Annotated in this window: 24 protein-coding genes; 21 read left to right on the top strand and 3 right to left on the bottom strand. The window is 66.1% G+C overall.

The features are described from left to right. Positions 1–947 (top strand): hypothetical protein (locus AB0395_RS41320; protein WP_366291561.1); only part of this gene is annotated, 947 nt, incomplete at its 5' end. Positions 948–965: 18 nt separating this feature from the next. Further along, on the top strand, positions 966–1,277 hold the full coding sequence (locus AB0395_RS41315) for a hypothetical protein (RefSeq protein ID WP_366291558.1): 312 nt from the start codon (positions 966–968) through the stop codon (positions 1,275–1,277). An 89-nt stretch (positions 1,278–1,366) separates the two neighbouring features. On the opposite strand, the gene AB0395_RS41310 is transcribed toward AB0395_RS41315, so the two are convergent. Further along, positions 1,367–1,843: a hypothetical protein gene (locus AB0395_RS41310; RefSeq protein ID WP_366291555.1), complete on the bottom strand. Its 477-nt coding sequence runs from the start codon at positions 1,841–1,843 to the stop codon at positions 1,367–1,369. Between the two features lie 77 nt (positions 1,844–1,920). Here AB0395_RS41310 and AB0395_RS41305 point away from each other — a divergent pair, with 77 nt between their 5' ends. The 9 genes from AB0395_RS41305 (at position 1,921) to AB0395_RS41265 (ending at position 11,992) form a co-directional block, all read left to right on the top strand. Next, entirely contained in the window at positions 1,921–2,418 is a 498-nt protein-coding gene (locus AB0395_RS41305; protein ID WP_366291552.1) for a helix-turn-helix domain-containing protein, read from the top strand. 18 nt (positions 2,419–2,436) lie between these two features. Further along, entirely contained in the window at positions 2,437–2,742 is a 306-nt protein-coding gene (locus tag AB0395_RS41300; RefSeq protein WP_366291549.1) for a hypothetical protein, read from the top strand. Beyond that, positions 2,736–3,986, top strand: a complete 1,251-nt coding sequence (gene terL / locus AB0395_RS41295) for a phage terminase large subunit (RefSeq protein WP_366291546.1) — start codon at positions 2,736–2,738, stop codon at positions 3,984–3,986. The genes AB0395_RS41300 and terL overlap by 7 nt, the downstream gene beginning before the upstream one ends. Before the next feature lie 15 nt (positions 3,987–4,001). Then, positions 4,002–5,669 (top strand): hypothetical protein, encoded by a 1,668-nt coding sequence (locus AB0395_RS41290; RefSeq protein ID WP_366291544.1) that lies wholly within the window; start codon positions 4,002–4,004, stop codon positions 5,667–5,669. A gap of 13 nt (positions 5,670–5,682) precedes the next feature. After that, positions 5,683–6,741, top strand: a complete 1,059-nt coding sequence (locus tag AB0395_RS41285) for a hypothetical protein (protein WP_366291541.1) — start codon at positions 5,683–5,685, stop codon at positions 6,739–6,741. Between the two features lie 9 nt (positions 6,742–6,750). Beyond that, complete coding sequence (locus AB0395_RS41280) at positions 6,751–7,149, top strand: HNH endonuclease signature motif containing protein (protein WP_366291539.1); 399 nt, start codon at positions 6,751–6,753, stop codon at positions 7,147–7,149. A 184-nt stretch (positions 7,150–7,333) separates the two neighbouring features. Continuing rightward, positions 7,334–10,360 (top strand): hypothetical protein, encoded by a 3,027-nt coding sequence (locus AB0395_RS41275; RefSeq protein ID WP_366291536.1) that lies wholly within the window; start codon positions 7,334–7,336, stop codon positions 10,358–10,360. 1 nt (position 10,361) lies between these two features. Next, a complete protein-coding gene (locus AB0395_RS41270; protein WP_366291533.1) occupies positions 10,362–10,715 on the top strand; it encodes a DUF2190 family protein in 354 nt (117 codons plus the stop codon). A gap of 116 nt (positions 10,716–10,831) precedes the next feature. Then, on the top strand, positions 10,832–11,992 hold the full coding sequence (locus AB0395_RS41265; protein WP_366291530.1) for a Mu-like prophage major head subunit gpT family protein: 1,161 nt from the start codon (positions 10,832–10,834) through the stop codon (positions 11,990–11,992). Positions 11,993–12,005: 13 nt separating this feature from the next. On the opposite strand, the gene AB0395_RS41260 is transcribed toward AB0395_RS41265, so the two are convergent. After that, the gene (locus AB0395_RS41260; protein WP_366291527.1) at positions 12,006–12,158 is read right to left on the bottom strand and encodes a hypothetical protein; all 153 of its coding nucleotides are present in this window, start codon (positions 12,156–12,158) and stop codon (positions 12,006–12,008) included. A 128-nt stretch (positions 12,159–12,286) separates the two neighbouring features. On the opposite strand from AB0395_RS41260, the gene AB0395_RS41255 reads away from it, so the two are divergent. The 10 genes from AB0395_RS41255 (at position 12,287) to AB0395_RS41210 (ending at position 16,860) form a co-directional block, all read left to right on the top strand. Further along, positions 12,287–12,619, top strand: coding sequence for a hypothetical protein (locus AB0395_RS41255; RefSeq protein ID WP_366291524.1), 333 nt, complete (start codon positions 12,287–12,289; stop codon positions 12,617–12,619). An 8-nt stretch (positions 12,620–12,627) separates the two neighbouring features. Continuing rightward, positions 12,628–12,987 (top strand): hypothetical protein, encoded by a 360-nt coding sequence (locus tag AB0395_RS41250; protein WP_366291521.1) that lies wholly within the window; start codon positions 12,628–12,630, stop codon positions 12,985–12,987. Positions 12,988–13,124: 137 nt separating this feature from the next. Then, positions 13,125–13,562 (top strand): DUF6093 family protein, encoded by a 438-nt coding sequence (locus tag AB0395_RS41245; protein ID WP_366291518.1) that lies wholly within the window; start codon positions 13,125–13,127, stop codon positions 13,560–13,562. After that, positions 13,559–13,924, top strand: a complete 366-nt coding sequence (locus AB0395_RS41240) for an HK97-gp10 family putative phage morphogenesis protein (RefSeq protein ID WP_366291515.1) — start codon at positions 13,559–13,561, stop codon at positions 13,922–13,924. The genes AB0395_RS41245 and AB0395_RS41240 overlap by 4 nt, the downstream gene beginning before the upstream one ends. After that, positions 13,921–14,355 (top strand): hypothetical protein, encoded by a 435-nt coding sequence (locus AB0395_RS41235; RefSeq protein ID WP_366291512.1) that lies wholly within the window; start codon positions 13,921–13,923, stop codon positions 14,353–14,355. Before AB0395_RS41240 ends, AB0395_RS41235 begins: the two co-directional genes overlap by 4 nt. Before the next feature lie 67 nt (positions 14,356–14,422). Continuing rightward, positions 14,423–14,746: a hypothetical protein gene (locus tag AB0395_RS41230; RefSeq protein WP_366291509.1), complete on the top strand. Its 324-nt coding sequence runs from the start codon at positions 14,423–14,425 to the stop codon at positions 14,744–14,746. A gap of 2 nt (positions 14,747–14,748) precedes the next feature. Further along, entirely contained in the window at positions 14,749–14,988 is a 240-nt protein-coding gene (locus AB0395_RS41225; RefSeq protein WP_366291506.1) for a hypothetical protein, read from the top strand. Between the two features lie 57 nt (positions 14,989–15,045). Continuing rightward, positions 15,046–15,831, top strand: coding sequence for an HNH endonuclease (locus AB0395_RS41220; RefSeq protein ID WP_366291503.1), 786 nt, complete (start codon positions 15,046–15,048; stop codon positions 15,829–15,831). Next, positions 15,824–16,312 (top strand): hypothetical protein, encoded by a 489-nt coding sequence (locus tag AB0395_RS41215; protein ID WP_366291500.1) that lies wholly within the window; start codon positions 15,824–15,826, stop codon positions 16,310–16,312. The genes AB0395_RS41220 and AB0395_RS41215 overlap by 8 nt, the downstream gene beginning before the upstream one ends. A gap of 89 nt (positions 16,313–16,401) precedes the next feature. Beyond that, positions 16,402–16,860 carry a hypothetical protein gene (locus AB0395_RS41210; protein ID WP_366291498.1) on the top strand — a complete coding sequence of 153 codons (459 nt, stop codon included), beginning with the start codon at positions 16,402–16,404 and terminating at the stop codon, positions 16,858–16,860. 364 nt (positions 16,861–17,224) lie between these two features. Here the strand turns inward: AB0395_RS41210 and AB0395_RS41205 are convergent, their stop codons facing one another. Then, on the bottom strand, positions 17,225–17,530 hold the full coding sequence (locus tag AB0395_RS41205) for a hypothetical protein (protein ID WP_366291496.1): 306 nt from the start codon (positions 17,528–17,530) through the stop codon (positions 17,225–17,227). Between the last annotated feature and the right edge of the window lie 104 nt (positions 17,531–17,634).

Genomic DNA, 17,634 nt, shown 5'->3' with positions numbered 1-17,634 from the left:
CGGCCTATGCGCGGGCGAACGTTTTCAACGTCAACAGCGGAGCCCTGTACGTCGAGTGGATCAACGCTGGCGGCGGCGGATTCGGCTACCCCAGCACCGGGTTCACCTTGACCGCCAACACCGTGACCCGCCTCTCGATCACCGCGACCGCCCCATCCGGTGCCGTCGCCTGCAGGCTGATCCTCGACAGCATAAATTTTTCGATCAACCCCGCTGATTTCACGATGGTGCTGATTGAGGAGTCCGCGACCCTCGGCACCTATTTCGACGGCAACACCGCGAACGCCGTTTGGGACGGCACACCAGGCCTGTCCTCCTCCACCCTGACCGACGGCCCCACACCGGTCTCTAGCAGCGACACAGCCTCCAGCGCCGACGCCGCGACCCTGGCAGCCACGAACTCCTCGGCAGACACCGGCGCTGGCACGGACGCAGCCTCCCTGACGGCAGGTCTGCCCGCCGCCGACACGGCAAGCGCGACAGAGGCGGCGAGCCTCGTCGTAGCGCTGTCCACCGCCGACACCGGCACGGGCACCGACACAGCGACACTGAACGCCTCCCCGACCGTCACCGATACCGCGACAACAGTCGAGGCCGCCTCGTTCGCCGTAGCCACCTCCGGCGGCGACACAGCCTCCTCCACCGAGGCTGCAGCCCTCACCGCCGCAGCCTCTACCGCGGACACCGCTACGGCGACCGAGACCGCCCTCGTCGGCCTCACTGCGGCGGACACAGCCACCACGACCGACACCGCACTCCTCTCCGCGGCCAGCACGGCAGCAGACCTCGCAACGGCAGCCGAATTCGCGACCGTCACCGTGACGGTCGCAACCGCCGACACCGGCACCGCCACCGAGAATGCCCACGCCCTGATACCCGGCCAGGACATCACGATCCGCCTCGGCCCGACTCGCCGCGGCTGGGCTGCCCGCTCCTCCCGCCGCTAACCCTGGGAGGTGACGGACGTGGCGATCGAGACCATTCCCAGAGGGAGCCGCGAGTACCTGTCCGTCGTAGTCGAAGGCGACAGCAGCGTGACCAGCCTCTCCGTGGAGATGGCTGTACTCGCCTACGGCACCCGCCCCGCAGACTCCGACTGGCAGGCCGCCGAATGGGACGTTGACGATGGCGATGGGGCGATCGTCGCCAAGATCCTCATAGGGCCCGGCACCAGCTTCGACTTCTCTCTAACTCCCGGCACGAAAGTGCCCTGGGCCCGCGTTGCTGCTGGCCAGGAAGAACCAGAGATGGAAGGCGAACCCTTCCAGATCACCTGACCCACCCCCTGATGGTCACGCTCGGTATAACTCATCACCGGCGGGAGACACCAAAGCGGCAACCGACTGTAATCACCGCAGGATGACTTCTACTGGCGCAGAGACTTCCCCCGTGTAGCCCGGTGCACTTCCGACAAGTCCACCAGTTGCTTGTCTCCGCGCATTACCCCGCCGCATCGCTCCTGCAACAGCTCAAGCAGCTTTATATGCTGATCCGGATCGGACAGGGGCCCCCGGTGCCTCGCGTACTGCCGCACCGCTGCACGCAACTCCTGATCCCGTATCCGCGCGCAAGGCCGCTCCAGCGAGTCGTTGACTTCGCTGTCCTCCATCTCCTGCTGCTGGAACGGGCGGGTATCTCTCCGTTGATCCGGCGTCAAGAGCGACTCCTCGATCTGCTCGGCCCGTAACTTCCCCAACACGACGTAGAGCTCCTCGCACGCGGTCATCTCCGCCAGGTGGCGCTGATGACGTACCTGGGCTCGGGCCACGTACACCTGGCCAACCACGCCACCGATCAGAGATAACGCGCCACCGACGATCACAGGCAGAAGCAGGGTCCACATGAACCCACTATCCGCCAGGCCGTCGCCCCCGACGAGAGCTTTCCTCAACGCCCCAAGTTGACGCAGGAGGTGTTGACGTGTCTGACCGTCGGCCACCCGCTGAACGGGAAGAATCCCGCCTCCGCCGGGCCGAAGTGATGCGCCTGCGCCGTGTAGGCCACACCTTCGAGCAGATCGGCGAACAACTCGGCATCACCCGGCAGGCGGCCCACAAGCTGTATAAGGCCTGCCTCGCTGAGATCCCCGCTGAGGAGATCGCGACCTACCGGGCTGAGCAGGCCGCCCGTCTTGATGCTCTCCTCGTCGAGGCGAACGAGGTCCTGGCCCGCAAACACGTCACGGTGTCGAACGGCAAAGTGATCACGATCGACGGTGAGCCTCTGGAAGACGACGGGGTGATCCTGGACGCGATCAAGACGATCCTCGACATCGAAGCCCGGCGCGCCAAGCTCTTCGGCCTCGACGCTCCGACGAAGACCGCCGTCACTGTGTCCGACAGCATCACGGCTGAGATCGAAAACCTTGCCGCCCAGCTCGGCCTGAACGTCGGCGCCGCGGAGCCCGCTGAACCGTAACCCCCTACGAGGTGCCCCATGACCACCCCCGCGACGCTTCCCGCAGGCTGGCAGGACTGGCCGCTGCCCGCGCAAGAGCAGCTTCTGGCTGCCCTGCGCCGCGCCGCGCTCGCCAAGCTCGGCCACATCCGCCCGTTGTGGTCCACTCCCGGAAAGCTCGCGAAAGCCCTTGACCCGAAGACCCGGCAAACCCCCGCCCTTGACCTCATCGACGCCGAACTGGTGGATCTCGTCAGCCGGGAGGACGGGCGTCTGATCCTGTCGATGCCGCCGCAAGAGGGAAAAGCCAGCGGGCTTCTCGCCGCTTCCCCTTGTGGGTGCTGACGCAGAAGCCCGACACACGCATCGCGATCACCTCTTACGAGCACAACGTCGCCCGCCGGTGGGGTCGCGCTATCCGAGACGACATCGTCGCCCATGGCGCACGGCTTGGCCTGTCAGTGCGGGACGACTTGTCCGCCCAGCACGAATGGCAGCTCGTCGGCCACGAGGGTGGCGTCTACGCCGCAGGTATCGGCGGGGCGCTTACAGGCCGACCAGTGGATCTGCTGCTGATCGACGATCCGATCAAGGATCGCGCCCAAGCCGACTCGGCGACTTACCGGGAACGCGCCTGGGACTGGTGGACTGACGTTGCCGCGACCCGTCTCGCTCCTGGGGCGCCGGTGGTGCTGATCCTTACTCGCTGGCACGATGGCGACCTCGCTGGGCGCCTCCTCGCCGCTGAGGACGGCCACTTGTGGCGGGTTGTCAACATCCCCGCCCAGGCCGACCATGACCCGAACAAGGGGGAGACGGACCCGCTTGGGCGGGAGCCGGGCGAGTTCATGCTGTCGGCCCGCGGCCGGACTCGGGCGCAGTGGGAGGCCATCAAGGTCCGCTCTGGCTCCCGGACGTGGGCGAGCCTGTATCAGGGTCGTCCAACCCCGGCTGCTGGTGATGTCTTCCTCCGCCACTGGTGGAAGGAGTACAGCAGCCCGCGGTGGATCGTCCGCCCTGACGGTACGCACTGGGCGCCCGGCGCGGACGAGGTCGTCATGTCGTGGGACATGGCCTTCAAGGACACCGCCGCCAGCGACTACGTGGTGGGGCAGGTGTGGGCGCGCTACGGCCTGGAGGTGTTCCTCCTCGATCAGGTCCGCGGCCGGCTGTCGTTCGTAGACACCTGTGCCGAGTTTCGTCGGCTTGCGGCGAAGTGGCCTCAGGCCATCGCGAAGTACGTCGAGGACAAAGCCAACGGCACCGCGGTCATCAACAGCTTGTCCCGCCAGGTGTCAGGGCTCATCCCTGTCGAGCCGGACGGGTCCAAGGAAGCGCGAGCGAAGGCTGTGACGCCGTTCGTGGAGTCCGGCTCTGTGTGGCTGCCCGCCCCCGAGCTGTGCCCATGGATCGGTGACTTCGTCCAAGAGCACAGCAGCTTCCCGAACTCCTCTCACGACGACCAGGTCGACGCGACTAGCCAGGCCATCAACCGGTTGCTGCTGGCGCCGATCCTCGCCGGAACGCTAATCGTCGACGCGGATGAACTCGATGACGAGTTGGACGGCTACAACATCAGCGACTACTGAGCAAGGGAGGCCACCATGGGGATCGCCTCCCGCCTCCAGGAATCCTGGTACCGCGTGACCGGCCGCACGGCTCTCGCTGAGCAGCTCGGTCAGGAGCGCCGCACGGCGGAGTTTTTCCAAGAGGCCCTCACGGACCTCGAGGCCCGGATGTATGAGCCGGGGTGGCAGCATCTCACCGCCCGAGCTGACCTGGAGTTCACCAGGGAAGGACTTGGTCGTCTCGCCGCGGTGTGCCGTGTGATGGCGATCAAGAACCCGCTCATCAAGCGTGGCTTGTCGCTGCGTGCCGCCTACGTCTGGGGGCAGGGCGTCAACATCTCAGCCCGCGACGAACAGGTCAACACTGTCATCCGTGACTTCCTCGACGACCCGGGTAACCGGAGGGTTCTCACTGGGGAGCAGGCTCACGAGATCCTGGAGCGTGCGCTGGGCACAGACGGCAACCTCGTCGTTGCCTGCTTCACCAGCCCCCGCACCGGCAAGGTGAGGGTGAGGCTCGTGCCGTGGGACGAGGTCACCGATGTCATCACGAACCCCGAAGACGCCAGTGAGCCGTGGTTCTACCGTAGGGACTCCTGGATCGACCAGGTCGACCTGCGATCCGGTGCCCGTATTACCCGCCGCCAGATCGTTTACTACCCGGCGCTCGGCTACCGGCCCAAGGTACGTATCCCGCAGATCACCGATGCGGAGGGCACCGGTCCGGTGATGTGGGACGCCCCGGTCTACCACGTTCGAGTCGGCAGCCTGGCGGGGTGGAAGTGGGGTGTCCCAGACGTCTACGCAGCGCTGGACTGGGCGGCGGCGTACCGGGAGTTTTTGACCGACTGGGCGAAACTGGTCAAGGCACTTTCCCGATTCGCGTGGAGGCTGACCTCCAAGGGCTCCAAGCAGGCGCAGGTCCGTGCCCGCATCGCCGCCGGGCCGGGTCCTGACCGTTTTACCGGGGAGCCGCAGCATGCTGGCGCCACCGCCATCATGAGCCCGGACATGGCGTTGGAGGCGGTGCCCAAATCGGGTGCCACCATCGACTCTGAATCCGGTCGTCCGCTGGCCGCGATGGTCGCCGCCGCGCTGGACGTACCTGTCACGATGCTGCTCGGCGACCCCGGCACCACCGGCGCCAGGGCGACCGCGGAGACATTGGACACGCCGACTGAGCGGTCGATGGAACTGCGGCGCGCGGTGTGGGGCGAGATGCTGCGGCAGATCCTCACCCACGTCATCACCGAAGCCGTCCGTGCTCCCCAAGGCGCCCTGAAAGGAACCGTCACGCCGGGCGACTTCGACGGCCAGGAAACCGTCACCCTGGCCGGAGACCTCGACTCGACCGTCGACATCTCCTGGCCAGACCTCGACGACGTGCCTGTCGCCACCTTGATCGACGCGATCGTCAAGGCCGACAGCACCGGCTACGTGCCGCCGCTAGTGACACTGAGAGTTCTACTGGAGACCCTGCGGATCAAGGAGATCGACACGATCCTCGAAGCTGTGACCGACGAGGACGGCAACTTCAAGCCGCCCGAAGGGGCAGGCGGCCAGGCGGGGCAGGCCGCGGTGGACGCGTTCCGCCGAGGCGAGGATCCGGCGAGACTTCTGGCTGGCCGCCCGCAGGACGAGCCTGACAAACCTGAACCGGACAAGGCGCCGAAACAACCCGACGAGGAGCCCGCCAAGGCGTAACCGGAGGTGATGCATGCCGATCACCTCCGAGACGCTGCGGCTGGTCGAGCAGATGCGCCGAGCGGTCAACGCCATCGTCGACAACGTCACTCGAGTCCTGGTGGAAGCCTGGGTGAAGGCCTGGGACCAGATGGCCTTCGAGGTCGCCCTCGGCATCGGAGAAGTCCTCCAAGCAGGGGAGGGGCAGTGGCCAGCTCGGAAGGTGATCGAGCAGACCGCCCGCATGATGCGGGCTCTGGACGTGATCGCCGCCGCCCTGGCTCGCCTCGCTGAGCTGACCCGCTCCCAGACCCTCGCGGGCGCTGCGGGGGCCGCCCGTATCGCTCTGGACGGCCAGGGGGAGCTGATCGCCTCGCAGCTGCCGTACGGCTCCACGAGGGCGATGGCGGCCCGCTACCGGCGACAGCAGCCCGACACGGTCGACGCCATCGTGCGCCGTACAGCGGAGCAGATCAACGCCGCCCACTGGCCGCTCGCTGACGAAGCGACCGCCGCCCTGAAACGGGAGCTCATTCGTGGGGTCGTCGTGGGAGACAACCCGCGTGCCGCCGCGTCCCGCATGCTGCGCAACCTGGAGGGCGAGTTCAACGGTGGCCTCACTCGGGCGATGAACCTGTCGAGAACTGAGATCCTCTCAGCGCACAGAGAAGCTGCTGAGATCGGCCAGCAAGAACACGGCGATGTCCTCGACGGCTGGCGTTGGCACGCTGACCTGAGTCGCAGGACCTGCCCTAGCTGTCTTGTGCAGCACGGCAAGGTCTATCCCCTGTCCCAGCCGGGGCCGTGGGACCATCAGCAGGGAAGATGCGCCCGTGTGCCGCTTACCAAGTCCTGGGCGGATCTCGGGTTCGATATCCCCGAGCCGCCAGACACGTTCGTGGACGCCCGCGAGTGGTTCGACAGGCAGAGCGAAGCCGATCAGACGGCCATCATGGGGCGGAGCAGGCTCGATCTGCTGAAGCGGGGAGAGATTGACTGGGACGACCTATCAGTGATGCGGGACAACCCTGGATGGCGGCCGTCCTATCGTGTTCCGCCGCTGAAGGACACCCCGCGTCGTTCAACAGCCTGACTCGCTCGAATGTTCGGCAAACTTCGGATAAACCAGCCCTCACCTGGGATAATTGAGACACAAGAGACCCCCGCGACGGGTGCAACCGTCCGGGGGCGTGGGACCACGGGCTACATGGCCCGCTGGGCGTATGAGCACTTCGTAGAGCCGATCCCGGACGGCTGGGAACCGGATCACCTTTGCCGAGTGCGCGCATGCGTCAACCCTGGCCACTTGCAGCCGGTTACTCACAAGGAGAACGTCCTACGAGGTGAATCGCCTTGGGCGGTCAACGCTCGTAAGACTCACTGCGTCCATGGTCACCCGTTCGACGAGGTCAACACCGCGTTCACAGTGGCAGGCTATCGGCGGTGCCGAGCCTGCACCTTGCAGGACAGGCGAAGGCGGGCACGTACCGCATCCAGGTAACCCTGCTGCTACGAGAGCCCCGGATCTTTCATCCGGGGCTTTCGTGTGTCCCTGATCGTGTCGGCTGCTCTGTTCGCGCCCTTCCGGCTGCAGGCCGGTTGCGTCTTTCAAGCTGGCTGGACCCACTCTTCGGAAACCTACATGCACGTCCTCACGCTGCCCTTGACCTCTGACAGGAGGACTCATGTTCGACGAGCTTGAGATGGCCGAGGGCCGCCACTCCGCGCCGTGGAGGGAGGAAGACCACCCCAGGGCGCCAGACGGGAGGTTCGGGCACTCCAGCGGAACCCACACCGGTGGTGTCGGCGGAGGCAACAGCGGGGGAAGCGGCTCACACCCAGCACCCTCCGGAGGTGGGCAGCAGGGGAAACCCAAGCCTGGGACGGGCACCAAAGCCGGTATCACCCGCAACGGCAAACGGTTCTCACTCACACGGACAGAGGACGGTAGCGGCTCTCTCACTCTTGGAGGGAAAGAGCATGACCTCAACCCGGCGGAGTTCAAGGCACTGACCGATGGCCTCAGCGTCTTGCGGTACACCCCTGTCTCCAAGGTCCCAAGCGTCGTTGTCGGTGGGCAGAAGTCCATCACGGTGGACTCCTCTCCAGATGATTCGCCGATTGCAGTAGTCAAGCGCACTGAACACAGAACTTTCACCCTGCACATGCGCCCTCGTCCAGGCGCCAGCGAGCAGGAAACGGCGAACGCTCCTGGAATTACGCTCACGGACAATGACGCCGGAGACGTCGGTGACACCGCAGATGTGTTTGACCAGGAGCGGCGCGAAGAAGAACGGCGCGTCAAAGAAGAGCAGCGGAAAGCAAACGTCGCCGCCGGACGCAACAATCCCGCCGACGTTGCTCGCCGGGCTTCCGGACAACCCCCAAGTACTACCGGACCGAATGGGCGCGGCATGCCCGCCACGATCGCCTCCAAGCAACTCTCCACCGTCGGCGGAGGCCGCCTTACCGTCCATCGGCGGGCGGGGGACGACCGCACCCACGTCACCATCGGCGACGGCCGGAGTTTCGCTCTCACTGGCGATGAGCTGCGACACCTGGACGTGGCGGTCAGCAACCTGGACGACGATGACGAGCTCAAAGTCGGCGAAGGCGACGGAGTCGTCGACAGCGAGGGTCTCCTGTTCGGCCACGTCACCAAGGCGGGGTCGGGCCGGTATGACGTGCAGATCGACGGACAACCGGCGTTCACGCTCAGCCCCAAGGACGCCGGGCGCCTAGAACAGACCGGATACGACCTCTCCACTGCGAAGCGGCTGGACACCGAGTACGGCCCGGTCGACGTGTATCCCGCCGGTGGCGGAAAGTTCGGGATTCGGCATATCGGCGATGACGGCCGCCCCGTCGAAACCGTGTTCACTGCCGGGAGCTGGCGCAAGCTCGACCGCGCGCTCACCGTCGTTCACGAGGGATTCGACGAGGAAGACACCGACCCGAACGCCCCCGACGAGGGGGTCACCCGTCAGGACGTCAAAACCAACGTCGGCCCCGTCGCGGTCGAGCTGAAGGGCGAGTGGGGTGCCCCTGGCAGCAGCCTGCTGGTGACGCCAGCCTCGGGGATCGGGTGGGGCGTTGCTATCGACGGCCCCAACATGAGCGACTGGATGAATGCGGTCAGTGGCCTCCTTGAGGAGTCCGCCAGAGGGCGCCGCCGCCGCAACCTCACCGAGCAGGTGTCGCTCACCGAAGCTGCAGGAGGGCAAGCTCTGAAGGGCCGCAAATTCAGGGCCCGCATCATTCAGGGCGACATCCAAGGTTCCAGCGGCTACTACCCGGCGGCGACGCTCCGGCGCGATGCCGGAGTCTTCCGGGAGGGCCTGCCGGTCTTCCTCGACCATCCCGGGGCAACCGAAGCGTACGAGCGGCCAGAGCGCTCCGTTCGCGATCTGGCCGGCCGCCTGGCCAGCACCGCTGTGTACGACGGTGATGGCCTGTACGCCGACGTCGAGGTGTACCCGCACTGGGCGCCGGTCATCGAAGCCATGGCTCCTCACATCGGCATGAGCATCCGGGCATCCGGCACCGTCGAGGCTTCCCGGGACGAGTCCATCGCGGGGCCGATTGTCACCTCGCTGACCGAAGCCGCATCCGTGGACTTTGTCACGGCTGCAGGAGCTGGAGGAAAAATCGTGGCGCTACTCGAGTCGGCACGTGCTCAGGGCGCGCTGCTGCGGCGCGCGGTGGAGGCCAAAGCACCACCGACCGCCACCAAGACCGGTGAGGAACCTGCGGATCTGGAGGGCGCCGAGATTGACGACGAGGACGTCGAAGACCAGGGCGACGAGCCGCAGGACGGTCAGGACACCAAGAAGAAGGGTAAGCCTGCCTTCCTGAAGGCCAAGGAAGCCGGTCTCGACGAGGTTGCCAGCCTGGGGCAGTGGCTGGAGTCCCGCCTTCACCTCGGTTTCACGAAGCTCGCCGACGACATGTTCGGCGATGGCCGCCTCACCCGCGACGAGCGAATCGGCCTGTCACAGGCCGTCGGTGACGGCCTGAAGGTTTTCACAGCCCGGGTGGAGGCCGATTACCCCCACCTGTACCAGCGCGCCCTGTGGGACGACCCCGAGCAAGGGGACGACCCTGACGCGCTACCCGAAAACCCCACCACGAAGGGAGCCCCGATGTCGGGGAGCACCATCAAGGAGCAGGCGCCCCCGCACCGGGGCGCCGACGTCACCGAGTCGGCACGTGAGCGTGAACTCGCCGCGCAGCTGGCCGAAGCGACCAAGGCTGCCGAGACCGCGCAGGCGGCGCTTACCGAGGCCCAGGCCGCCACGGCTGCCCGTGTCGCCGCCTTGGAGGCCAAGGTCGCTGAGTCGGACGCGAAGACGCTGCGCTTGGAGAACGACCAGGCCGCCCGCAAGGTGTGCGCTGAAGCTCTGAAGGGCTGCGGCCTTCCTGAGGCCGCGCACGCCAAGGTCACTGAGGCGATCGTCCGCGACATTCCGGCGGGCGAGAACGGCGTCCTGGACGGCGCCCGGCTTGCCGAGGCCGTCAAGAAGGCCATCCAGGATGAGAAGACCTACCTGGCGATGGTCGCGGAAGCATCCGGCATCGGGGCGGTCCGCGGCCTGGGCGAGTCCCAGCGGGAGATCTCCGCCTCTGACATTGACAGCGAGCTCGAAGAGGCATTCAAGGGTCTCGGCATGAGCGACAGCGCGGCCAAGACCGCTGTGCACGGGAGGGCCTGACATGGCGAAGAACATCATCTTCGAGGACGGCACGCAGCTCGCCCTCACCGCGACCGACCCTGCGACTCCGGCGTCCGGCGACCCCGTCGTGGTCGGCCAGATCCCTGGCGTCGCACTGATCAACGAGGCATCTGACGGCCTGACCACGATCAAGACCAACGGTGTGGCCACTCTCAGCGTGAAGGGCATCGACGGCGGCGGCAACTCCGCCGTCGCGGCCGGCGACATCCTCTACTACGTCTCCGGCGATACTCCGAAGCTGAGCAAGAAGACCTCGGGCGTGCGGTTCGGCTACGCCCTGGAGGTCGTCTCCAGCGCGGCGACCGCCACCATCCGGGTGAAGATCGGCTACTGACCTCGCGCGCTCCGACCGCTGGGGCGCACCACCTTCTTTTCCTGCCTCCGCGCTTATGCCCGGGGGCTTTTTGCTGCCCCGGCGCGGAGCGCCCCACGAGCAAGGACAACCACACGATGGAACTCCTCGATCTGATCGAGAGCTACACCCACCAGGACGCCTCTACCGAGAAGCTGTACGCCCGGGAGGGCCGTAAGGTCCGCGGCGGCCGTAACGATCACCGCTACAAGCAGTCGCTGCTGGAGGCCACCAACCTCTACAAGGGCGTCTTGAGCGGCCGGATCCCCACCCACCGCCTCCGCGAGGCCATGACCACCAGCGACTTCAGCTACCTGTTCACGGACATCATCGACCGGCAGATGCTCGCCTCCTACCAGGCGCGTCCGGTCATGTGGCGGCAGACCGCCAAGCAGGGCCGTGTCCGTGACTTCCGTACCGTGCGCCGCTTCACCCTCGACGGTGGGGAAGGCGTCTTGGAGGAAGTGAAGCAGGCCGGCGAGTACCCGGCCGCCGCCCTGACCGACGGCAAGTACGAGTACTCCGTCAAGAAGTTCGGCAAGCGACTTCCTCTCACGTGGGAAGACTTCATCAACGACGACCTGGACGCACTGGCGAGCCTGCCCGACAGGCTGGCTCGGGCCGCGACACTGTCAGAGGAGAAGTTCGCCACGTCGCTGTACACCAGCTCCACCGGCCCGAACTCGACGTTCTTCAGCGTGGGCCATGCCAACCTCGTCACCGGCAACCCGGCGCTGTCGATCGCTGGCCTGACTACCGCGATGAACGTGCTCGCCGCGCAGGTCGACACCGAAGGCAACCCGATCTACGTCGACAGCGTGCACCTGGTGATCCCGCCTGCCCTGGAGATCACGGCGATGAACATCATCAACGCCACCGAGATCCTCGCTGCGGACGGCGGCGGCGACGGCACCGGCAACAACCAGTTGAGGGTCACCAACTGGATGCGCAACCGGGTCAGGCCCGTTGTCAATCCGTGGCTGCCCATCATCAACACCACTTCAGGCAACACCGCCTGGTACCTGTTCGCTGACCCCGGCACCGGCCGCCCCGCCATGGAGGTCGGTTTCCTCGCGGGCCACGAGTCGCCGGAGCTGTTCGTCAAGTCGCCCAACGCGATGCGTGTCGGCGGCGGCCTGGTCGACCCGACCGACGGCGACTTCGACACCGACAGCACCGACTACAAGGTCAGGCACGTTTTCGGCGGAACCCTCATGGAGTACCGTTCCGCAGTCGCCTCCACGGGGGCGGGTTCCTGATGAACACGCACGTCTACGGCAGCCCCTTGTGACGGGCCTTCCTCCGCCGATCAACGGAACCGAGCAGTACCTCGCTGCTCTGCACGCCCGGCTGGGAGAGGTGCTGGACCGTCTCCCCGAACGCCCCACCGTGTCGCAGGAGCAGGCTCTCGAAGACGGACCGCACACGGTCGAACTTCGAGAGCCAGCCCCAGCCGAAGATCCTGCGCCTGTAGGTGACGCACTGGAGGAACCGGCACAGCCCGCTCGAACCAGCCCCGCGCGTAGGCGCACATCAAAGAAGGGCAGCTCATCGTGAGCAGCACAGCCAAGGGCCAGCCGGGCGGACTGGCCACCCTCAACTCCAGTGGCCGAGTGCCCGCCACGCAGGTCCGTCTCACCGCGACCGCGACGCTCGATTTCGCGTCCATCGCCGCGGGAGCGGTCGGCACACTGACCGTCACCGTGACCGGTGCCGCCACCGGCGATTTCGTCATCGTCGCGCCGCCGGGCAACCTCAACACCGGCCTGGTGGTGTGCGGTTTCGTATCGGCCGCAGACACCGTGACCATCCGGGTGCTCAACGGCACCGCGGGCGCGATCGACCCGGCCAGTTCGACCTGGAAGGTCACGGTCTTCACCGCGTAGGAGGAACCGTGGCGCTCGACTACTCCACCCCGGTCGGCCGGGTACGGCTGCTGATCCCAGACACCGACCCGGCCACCCAACTGCTGATCGACCCGCAGATCCAGGCGTACCTCGACATGGAGGGCGGCAGCATCAAGCTGGCCGCTGCTCAGGCGCTCGACTCCATCGCTTCCTCCGAAGCGATGGTCAGCAAAGTGATCAGCATGAACGGCTTGTCCATCAACGGACCCGCCGTGGCGGCCGAACTACGGGCCCGGGCGACTGGGCTCCGCGAGCAGGTCGCCGAGGGGCTGGGCGACGACGGCGTCGGGTTCGACGTCGTGGACTTCGACCCGTACGTCGGCTACCTGGGCTATCCGCCGGAATGAGCCACAACCAAGAGGACCTATCAGCGATCTGGCCCGAGCCGGAGCCTCCGCTGCCTCCTGACTCACTGATTGTCGCTCCGCAACTGTGCCCCACCTGCGGTAGCGCGCCTGACGCGCGGCAACGGAAGGGGTGAACGATGCCCTTCGCTGGCCACACCCCTATCCACGCCCGGTGGAGCGAACATCACCGGCCAACCGCGACCGCCACCCAGACCGGCACCTGCCGTATCACCCGGCCCGCAGCGGGCGGCGGCACCCTGGACGGGGCTGGGGTATGGCACCCGCCTACCTCGACCGAGGTGTATCGGGGGCCGTGCCGTATCGCGCCGCCGGGCGGCATCAGCAACCCGGTCGTCGGCGACCAGCGCATCGGCATCACCGACTACCAGATCGCCGTCCGATGGGACACCCCGGAGATCATGGAGGGAGACATCGTGGAGGTCCTCGCCGCAGCCGACCCACTCCTACCGGGCCGCCTGCTGCAGGTGACCGACACAGTAGGCGGGGGCGGCACCCAGCAGTGGGAGCGGGTTCTCACTTGCAGCCAGGACATCACCCACAGGGACGTGCCATGAGTGACGACCTTGACATTGACTTCAGCGAGATCGCCCGACTGGAGGTCGCCTTCGACAACGCCACCGAACGCGTCGAAAGTATGACCCGCGCCGCAGTCAAGAAGACTGGGTTCGACACGGTGGCCGGCGCCCAGAACTTGGTGCCAGTCGACACCGGCAATCTGAAGTCCTCGATCGGCGTTGACTTCGACGCCGACGAGTTGGGCTTCGTAGCTGGCCCAACGGCGCATTACGGCGGATATGTCGAGCTAGGCACCAGCCGGATGGCGCCCAAGCCATACCTGGGGCCCGCGTTCGAGGCTGCGGTAGAGCCGTTCGTGAAGGCGATCGAATCCATCGGTGGCCGGGTGCTCGAAGAATGACCGTCGCAACGGCTCGGCCACACGCCGACGGCATCGTTGCTCTGCTGACCGCGGCGGGCGTGCTCGTAGACCGGGGGAAGGCGCCCGCGGGCGGGGGCTGGGCGGGCAACCCCGGGACCAGCACGTTCACGGGCTACGCCGTCCTGTACCCGTTCACCGGGCGGGACGACGCGGCGTCGCTGGCCCAGACTCACGACGCCTTCGACTTCTCGTTCCAGATCACTGTGGTGGGCGCCACCCAGGACCAGGCCATAGGGGTCATGGACGCCGTCAGGACTGCGCTGATCGGCGTGACCCCGGTAGTGGCTGGCCGGGCCGCTTACCCGGTGTACCGAATGCCACTGGACCAGCCGATCAGCCGGGATGACGCCGTTGTGCCCCCGGTGCACTACGGCGTCGTTCAGTTCCACTTCAGGTCCGAACCGACCTAACCCACCCGATTCGTAGCCCGGCACACCTTGTGCGCGGGCTCTTTGGCATGCCCTGAGGAGAGCCCGCATGGCTACCTACCCCGCGGAGGCAATGACGGTCGCTGGGACCGCGTTGACCTCCCGCTCTGCTGCATCCGGCGACAAGATCACCCCGGACGACAACCTGTTCCTGATCGTCACCAACGGCGGCGGCAGCTCCATCAACCTGACTATCGCCGTGCCCGGCAACAACAGCTACGGCGAACCTAACCCGGACCCGGTCCGAGCGATCGCCAATGGCGCTACGAAGGCCGTGAAGCTGCTGCGCGAGTGGGCCGACCCCGCCGACGGGCTGATCGCCCTGTCGTGGTCGGCGACCACCTCGGTCACCTACTACGTGGTGAGGGGCTGAGCATGTCCAGCCTCCGTATTCGTGACGAGTACGGCAACGAGTTCGAGGTTGATGCCTCTGCTCGTCCCTTCTGGGAGCACCGAGAGGGCTACACGATCCTCGGTCTGGTTCCCGACCCCGGCGAGGAGCCCACAGTGCTGGGCGGTGAGCTTGCTCCCGCGCAGTCCGTCGAGGTCGTCCAGTCGCAGCCAGCAGGGCTCACCACTCCCAAGCCCGAGCGGGTTAAGCCCACCGGCAAGTAACCGCCCGGCGACCGCTCTAACGGTCCCGGGCGCGGCCGATCCTCACAGGAGATCGACGTGTCTGAGCGTATCTGCTCTGTTCCCGCATGCCCAGAACCAGTAAAAAGTCGTGGCTGGTGTTCCACCCACTATCGGCGCTGGCAGAGAACCGGTGACGTCGGCAACGCCGAAACGGGTCCCCGAGTCCGCAAACCCTGCGCCGTAAAAGGATGCGACAGCCTGTCGCGCGCCAACGGCTTCTGCACCATGCACCTCAAACGGTGGAAGAAGACCGGTGATCCAGGCCCGGCTGAGACGATCCGGATTCGCCGAATCTGCACGGTACCGCGATGCGAGCGGCCTGCGGTTGGCGGCGGCCACTGCCTCATGCACTACAAGCGGGCCAGGCGCTCCGGTGACGCCGAAGGACTGACGCTGGAACGCCGATTCTTCGATCACATTGCTGGCGAGGATGATCGCGGCTGCTGGCTCTGGGACAAGCCGCACCCCGATTCGGGTTACGGCCAATTCGCTGGTGGCACGGCACACCGCTGGTCCTACGAGTTCTTTCGGACCGACATCCCCGATGGCCTTGACATCGATCACCTGTGCCGCAATCGGGCCTGCGTGAACCCGTGGCACTTCGACCCGGTTCCGACCGCAGTCAATGTGCTGCGCGGCGAAGGACCTTCGGCGATCAACGCACGCAAGACCCATTGCATTCGCGGTCACGCCTTCACGGTCGCCAACACCTACGTGCCGCCTAAGCGACCGAGGTCCCGCGGCTGTCGCGCTTGCCGCCGCCTGCAAGCAGCAAAGAGGCGCAAAAACAACTCTTCCACAAGGAGTGACTACTTTGAGTAAGCGGCTTTCTGACGGCAACACCAAGTGCACGTTCGTTCCTGCTGTGGCGTCGTTGGCGGCGCCGACCGTGGCGGAGTTGACCGCGGTGGGCATCGTGGTGTGCGAGACCACGATCACCGCATCCGGCCTGAAGATCAGCATCGATCAGGGCGCGGTGACCGGCGACACTCTCGCGTCGACTCAGTCCTTCGAAGGGCCGGGCCGCACCAAGGCGAAGATCGAATTGGAATTTTTCCGAGACTCCTCGCCTTCGTCTGACCGCATGTGGTCGGTCATGACGAACGGCACTGCTGGCTACCTCGTGGTGCGGCGTGGGGTGGCCTACACCACGGCTTACGCAGCCGGAGACAAGATCGCCATCTACACGGTGACCTGCGGCGAGCCGTCCGAGGTCGCGCCCGAGGCTGAGACCTACGACCGCGCCATGCTCAACCTGTACCCCTCCGGCCCGTACCTGAGGGAAGCGACGGTGGCGGCCTGATGACGACCAAGACCTCACCGATCGCAGACATCATTGGGTCGATCCGTAGGCCGGAGAAGACAGTTCCCATCTGCACAGCTGGCGACCTGGTGGCAGAGTTCGAGGACCTCGAAAGAGACCTTGCTGTCGCCAAGGAGAAGCCCGTCGAGGCGGGAACCCTGGCTGGTGACACAGATCCGATGGCGACCGCAATCGCTCAGCAGATCCAGGAACTGCGAGCACGGATGCGGGAGCACACGGTCGTGTTCCGTTTCCAGGGCCTGTCCTCCAAGGTCTACAGCGACCTGGTGGCCTCGCACCCGCCGAAGGATGACTCCAAGCGGGGCGACGTCGATTGGGACACCTTCAGCGTCGCTTTGGTCGCGACATGCGCGGTTGAGCCGAAGATGACTGTGGACGAAGCGGGACAGCTCGCCGAGTCGCTCACCCAGGCCCAGTGGGACGCCCTGTTCACTGCGTCCTACGAGGTGAACAAGGCGGACATCGACGTCCCTTTCTCGTACGCCGCATCCGCAGTTCTCAGCGGCTCCAAGAAGAGCTCTCGGTAGCTCACGCCATGGGGGTGCCCCGGTCGAAACTCCTCGGCCGGGTGCCGCTGGTTACGACGATCTACCACCGAGGCGAGACCAACCACGTCACCCACTCCGAGACCACTTCGGAGCCGGAGTGGACCGACGAGGATGTGGCCTGGCACATGGCCTACCTGCGTTGGAAAGCCGACCAGTGCCCCCAATGCGGACTGCAGCTGTCGGAGACGACGGAGATGCGAGACGGGGAACCCGTCCGCACCTACACGGTGCCCCACCCGTTCCGTTGCCATGCATGTACAGCGATTGCAAGATCACAAGAGCAACGCGCTAAGCACAAGACAGAATACGAGCAAGCACTCTTCTACACAGCGATCGAGCAGGGCTAATCGGTCGCTGTGAGATTCTGGCGCCGGCTGTCGACGATGCCGGCACCCGCGAGCGCAACCATCCCTCCCAGGAGGAGGACCAGCGCCGGGATCCGGATAAGACTGCGCAGATCCGTACAAGCTGAGACGGTGTCGGTCGATTTGCCGGACATCGACTGTGTCAGATCCGACACCAACGCGTCGTTGCTCTTGACGAAGGCTGATCCGCAATTGACGCCCTCGGATGTGACGGGGATCAAGCCGACGAGCGCGCCTGCACCAATGATTACGGCCGCGACGATGGCCAGAGCTTTAGCGGTCATGGGACCTCTTCCTGTGGATAGCCCCCGATCCGCTCGCGATGGTGCCACATCCGCAAGGGCACGTGTGGCCTAAACGACTCATTCTGTGACCTGAAGGGCGGTGA

Source organism: Streptosporangium sp. NPDC051023, assembly GCF_040689595.1.
Lineage (GTDB): Bacteria > Actinomycetota > Actinomycetes > Streptosporangiales > Streptosporangiaceae > Streptosporangium.
This window is presented reverse-complemented; position numbering and strand designations above follow the sequence as displayed.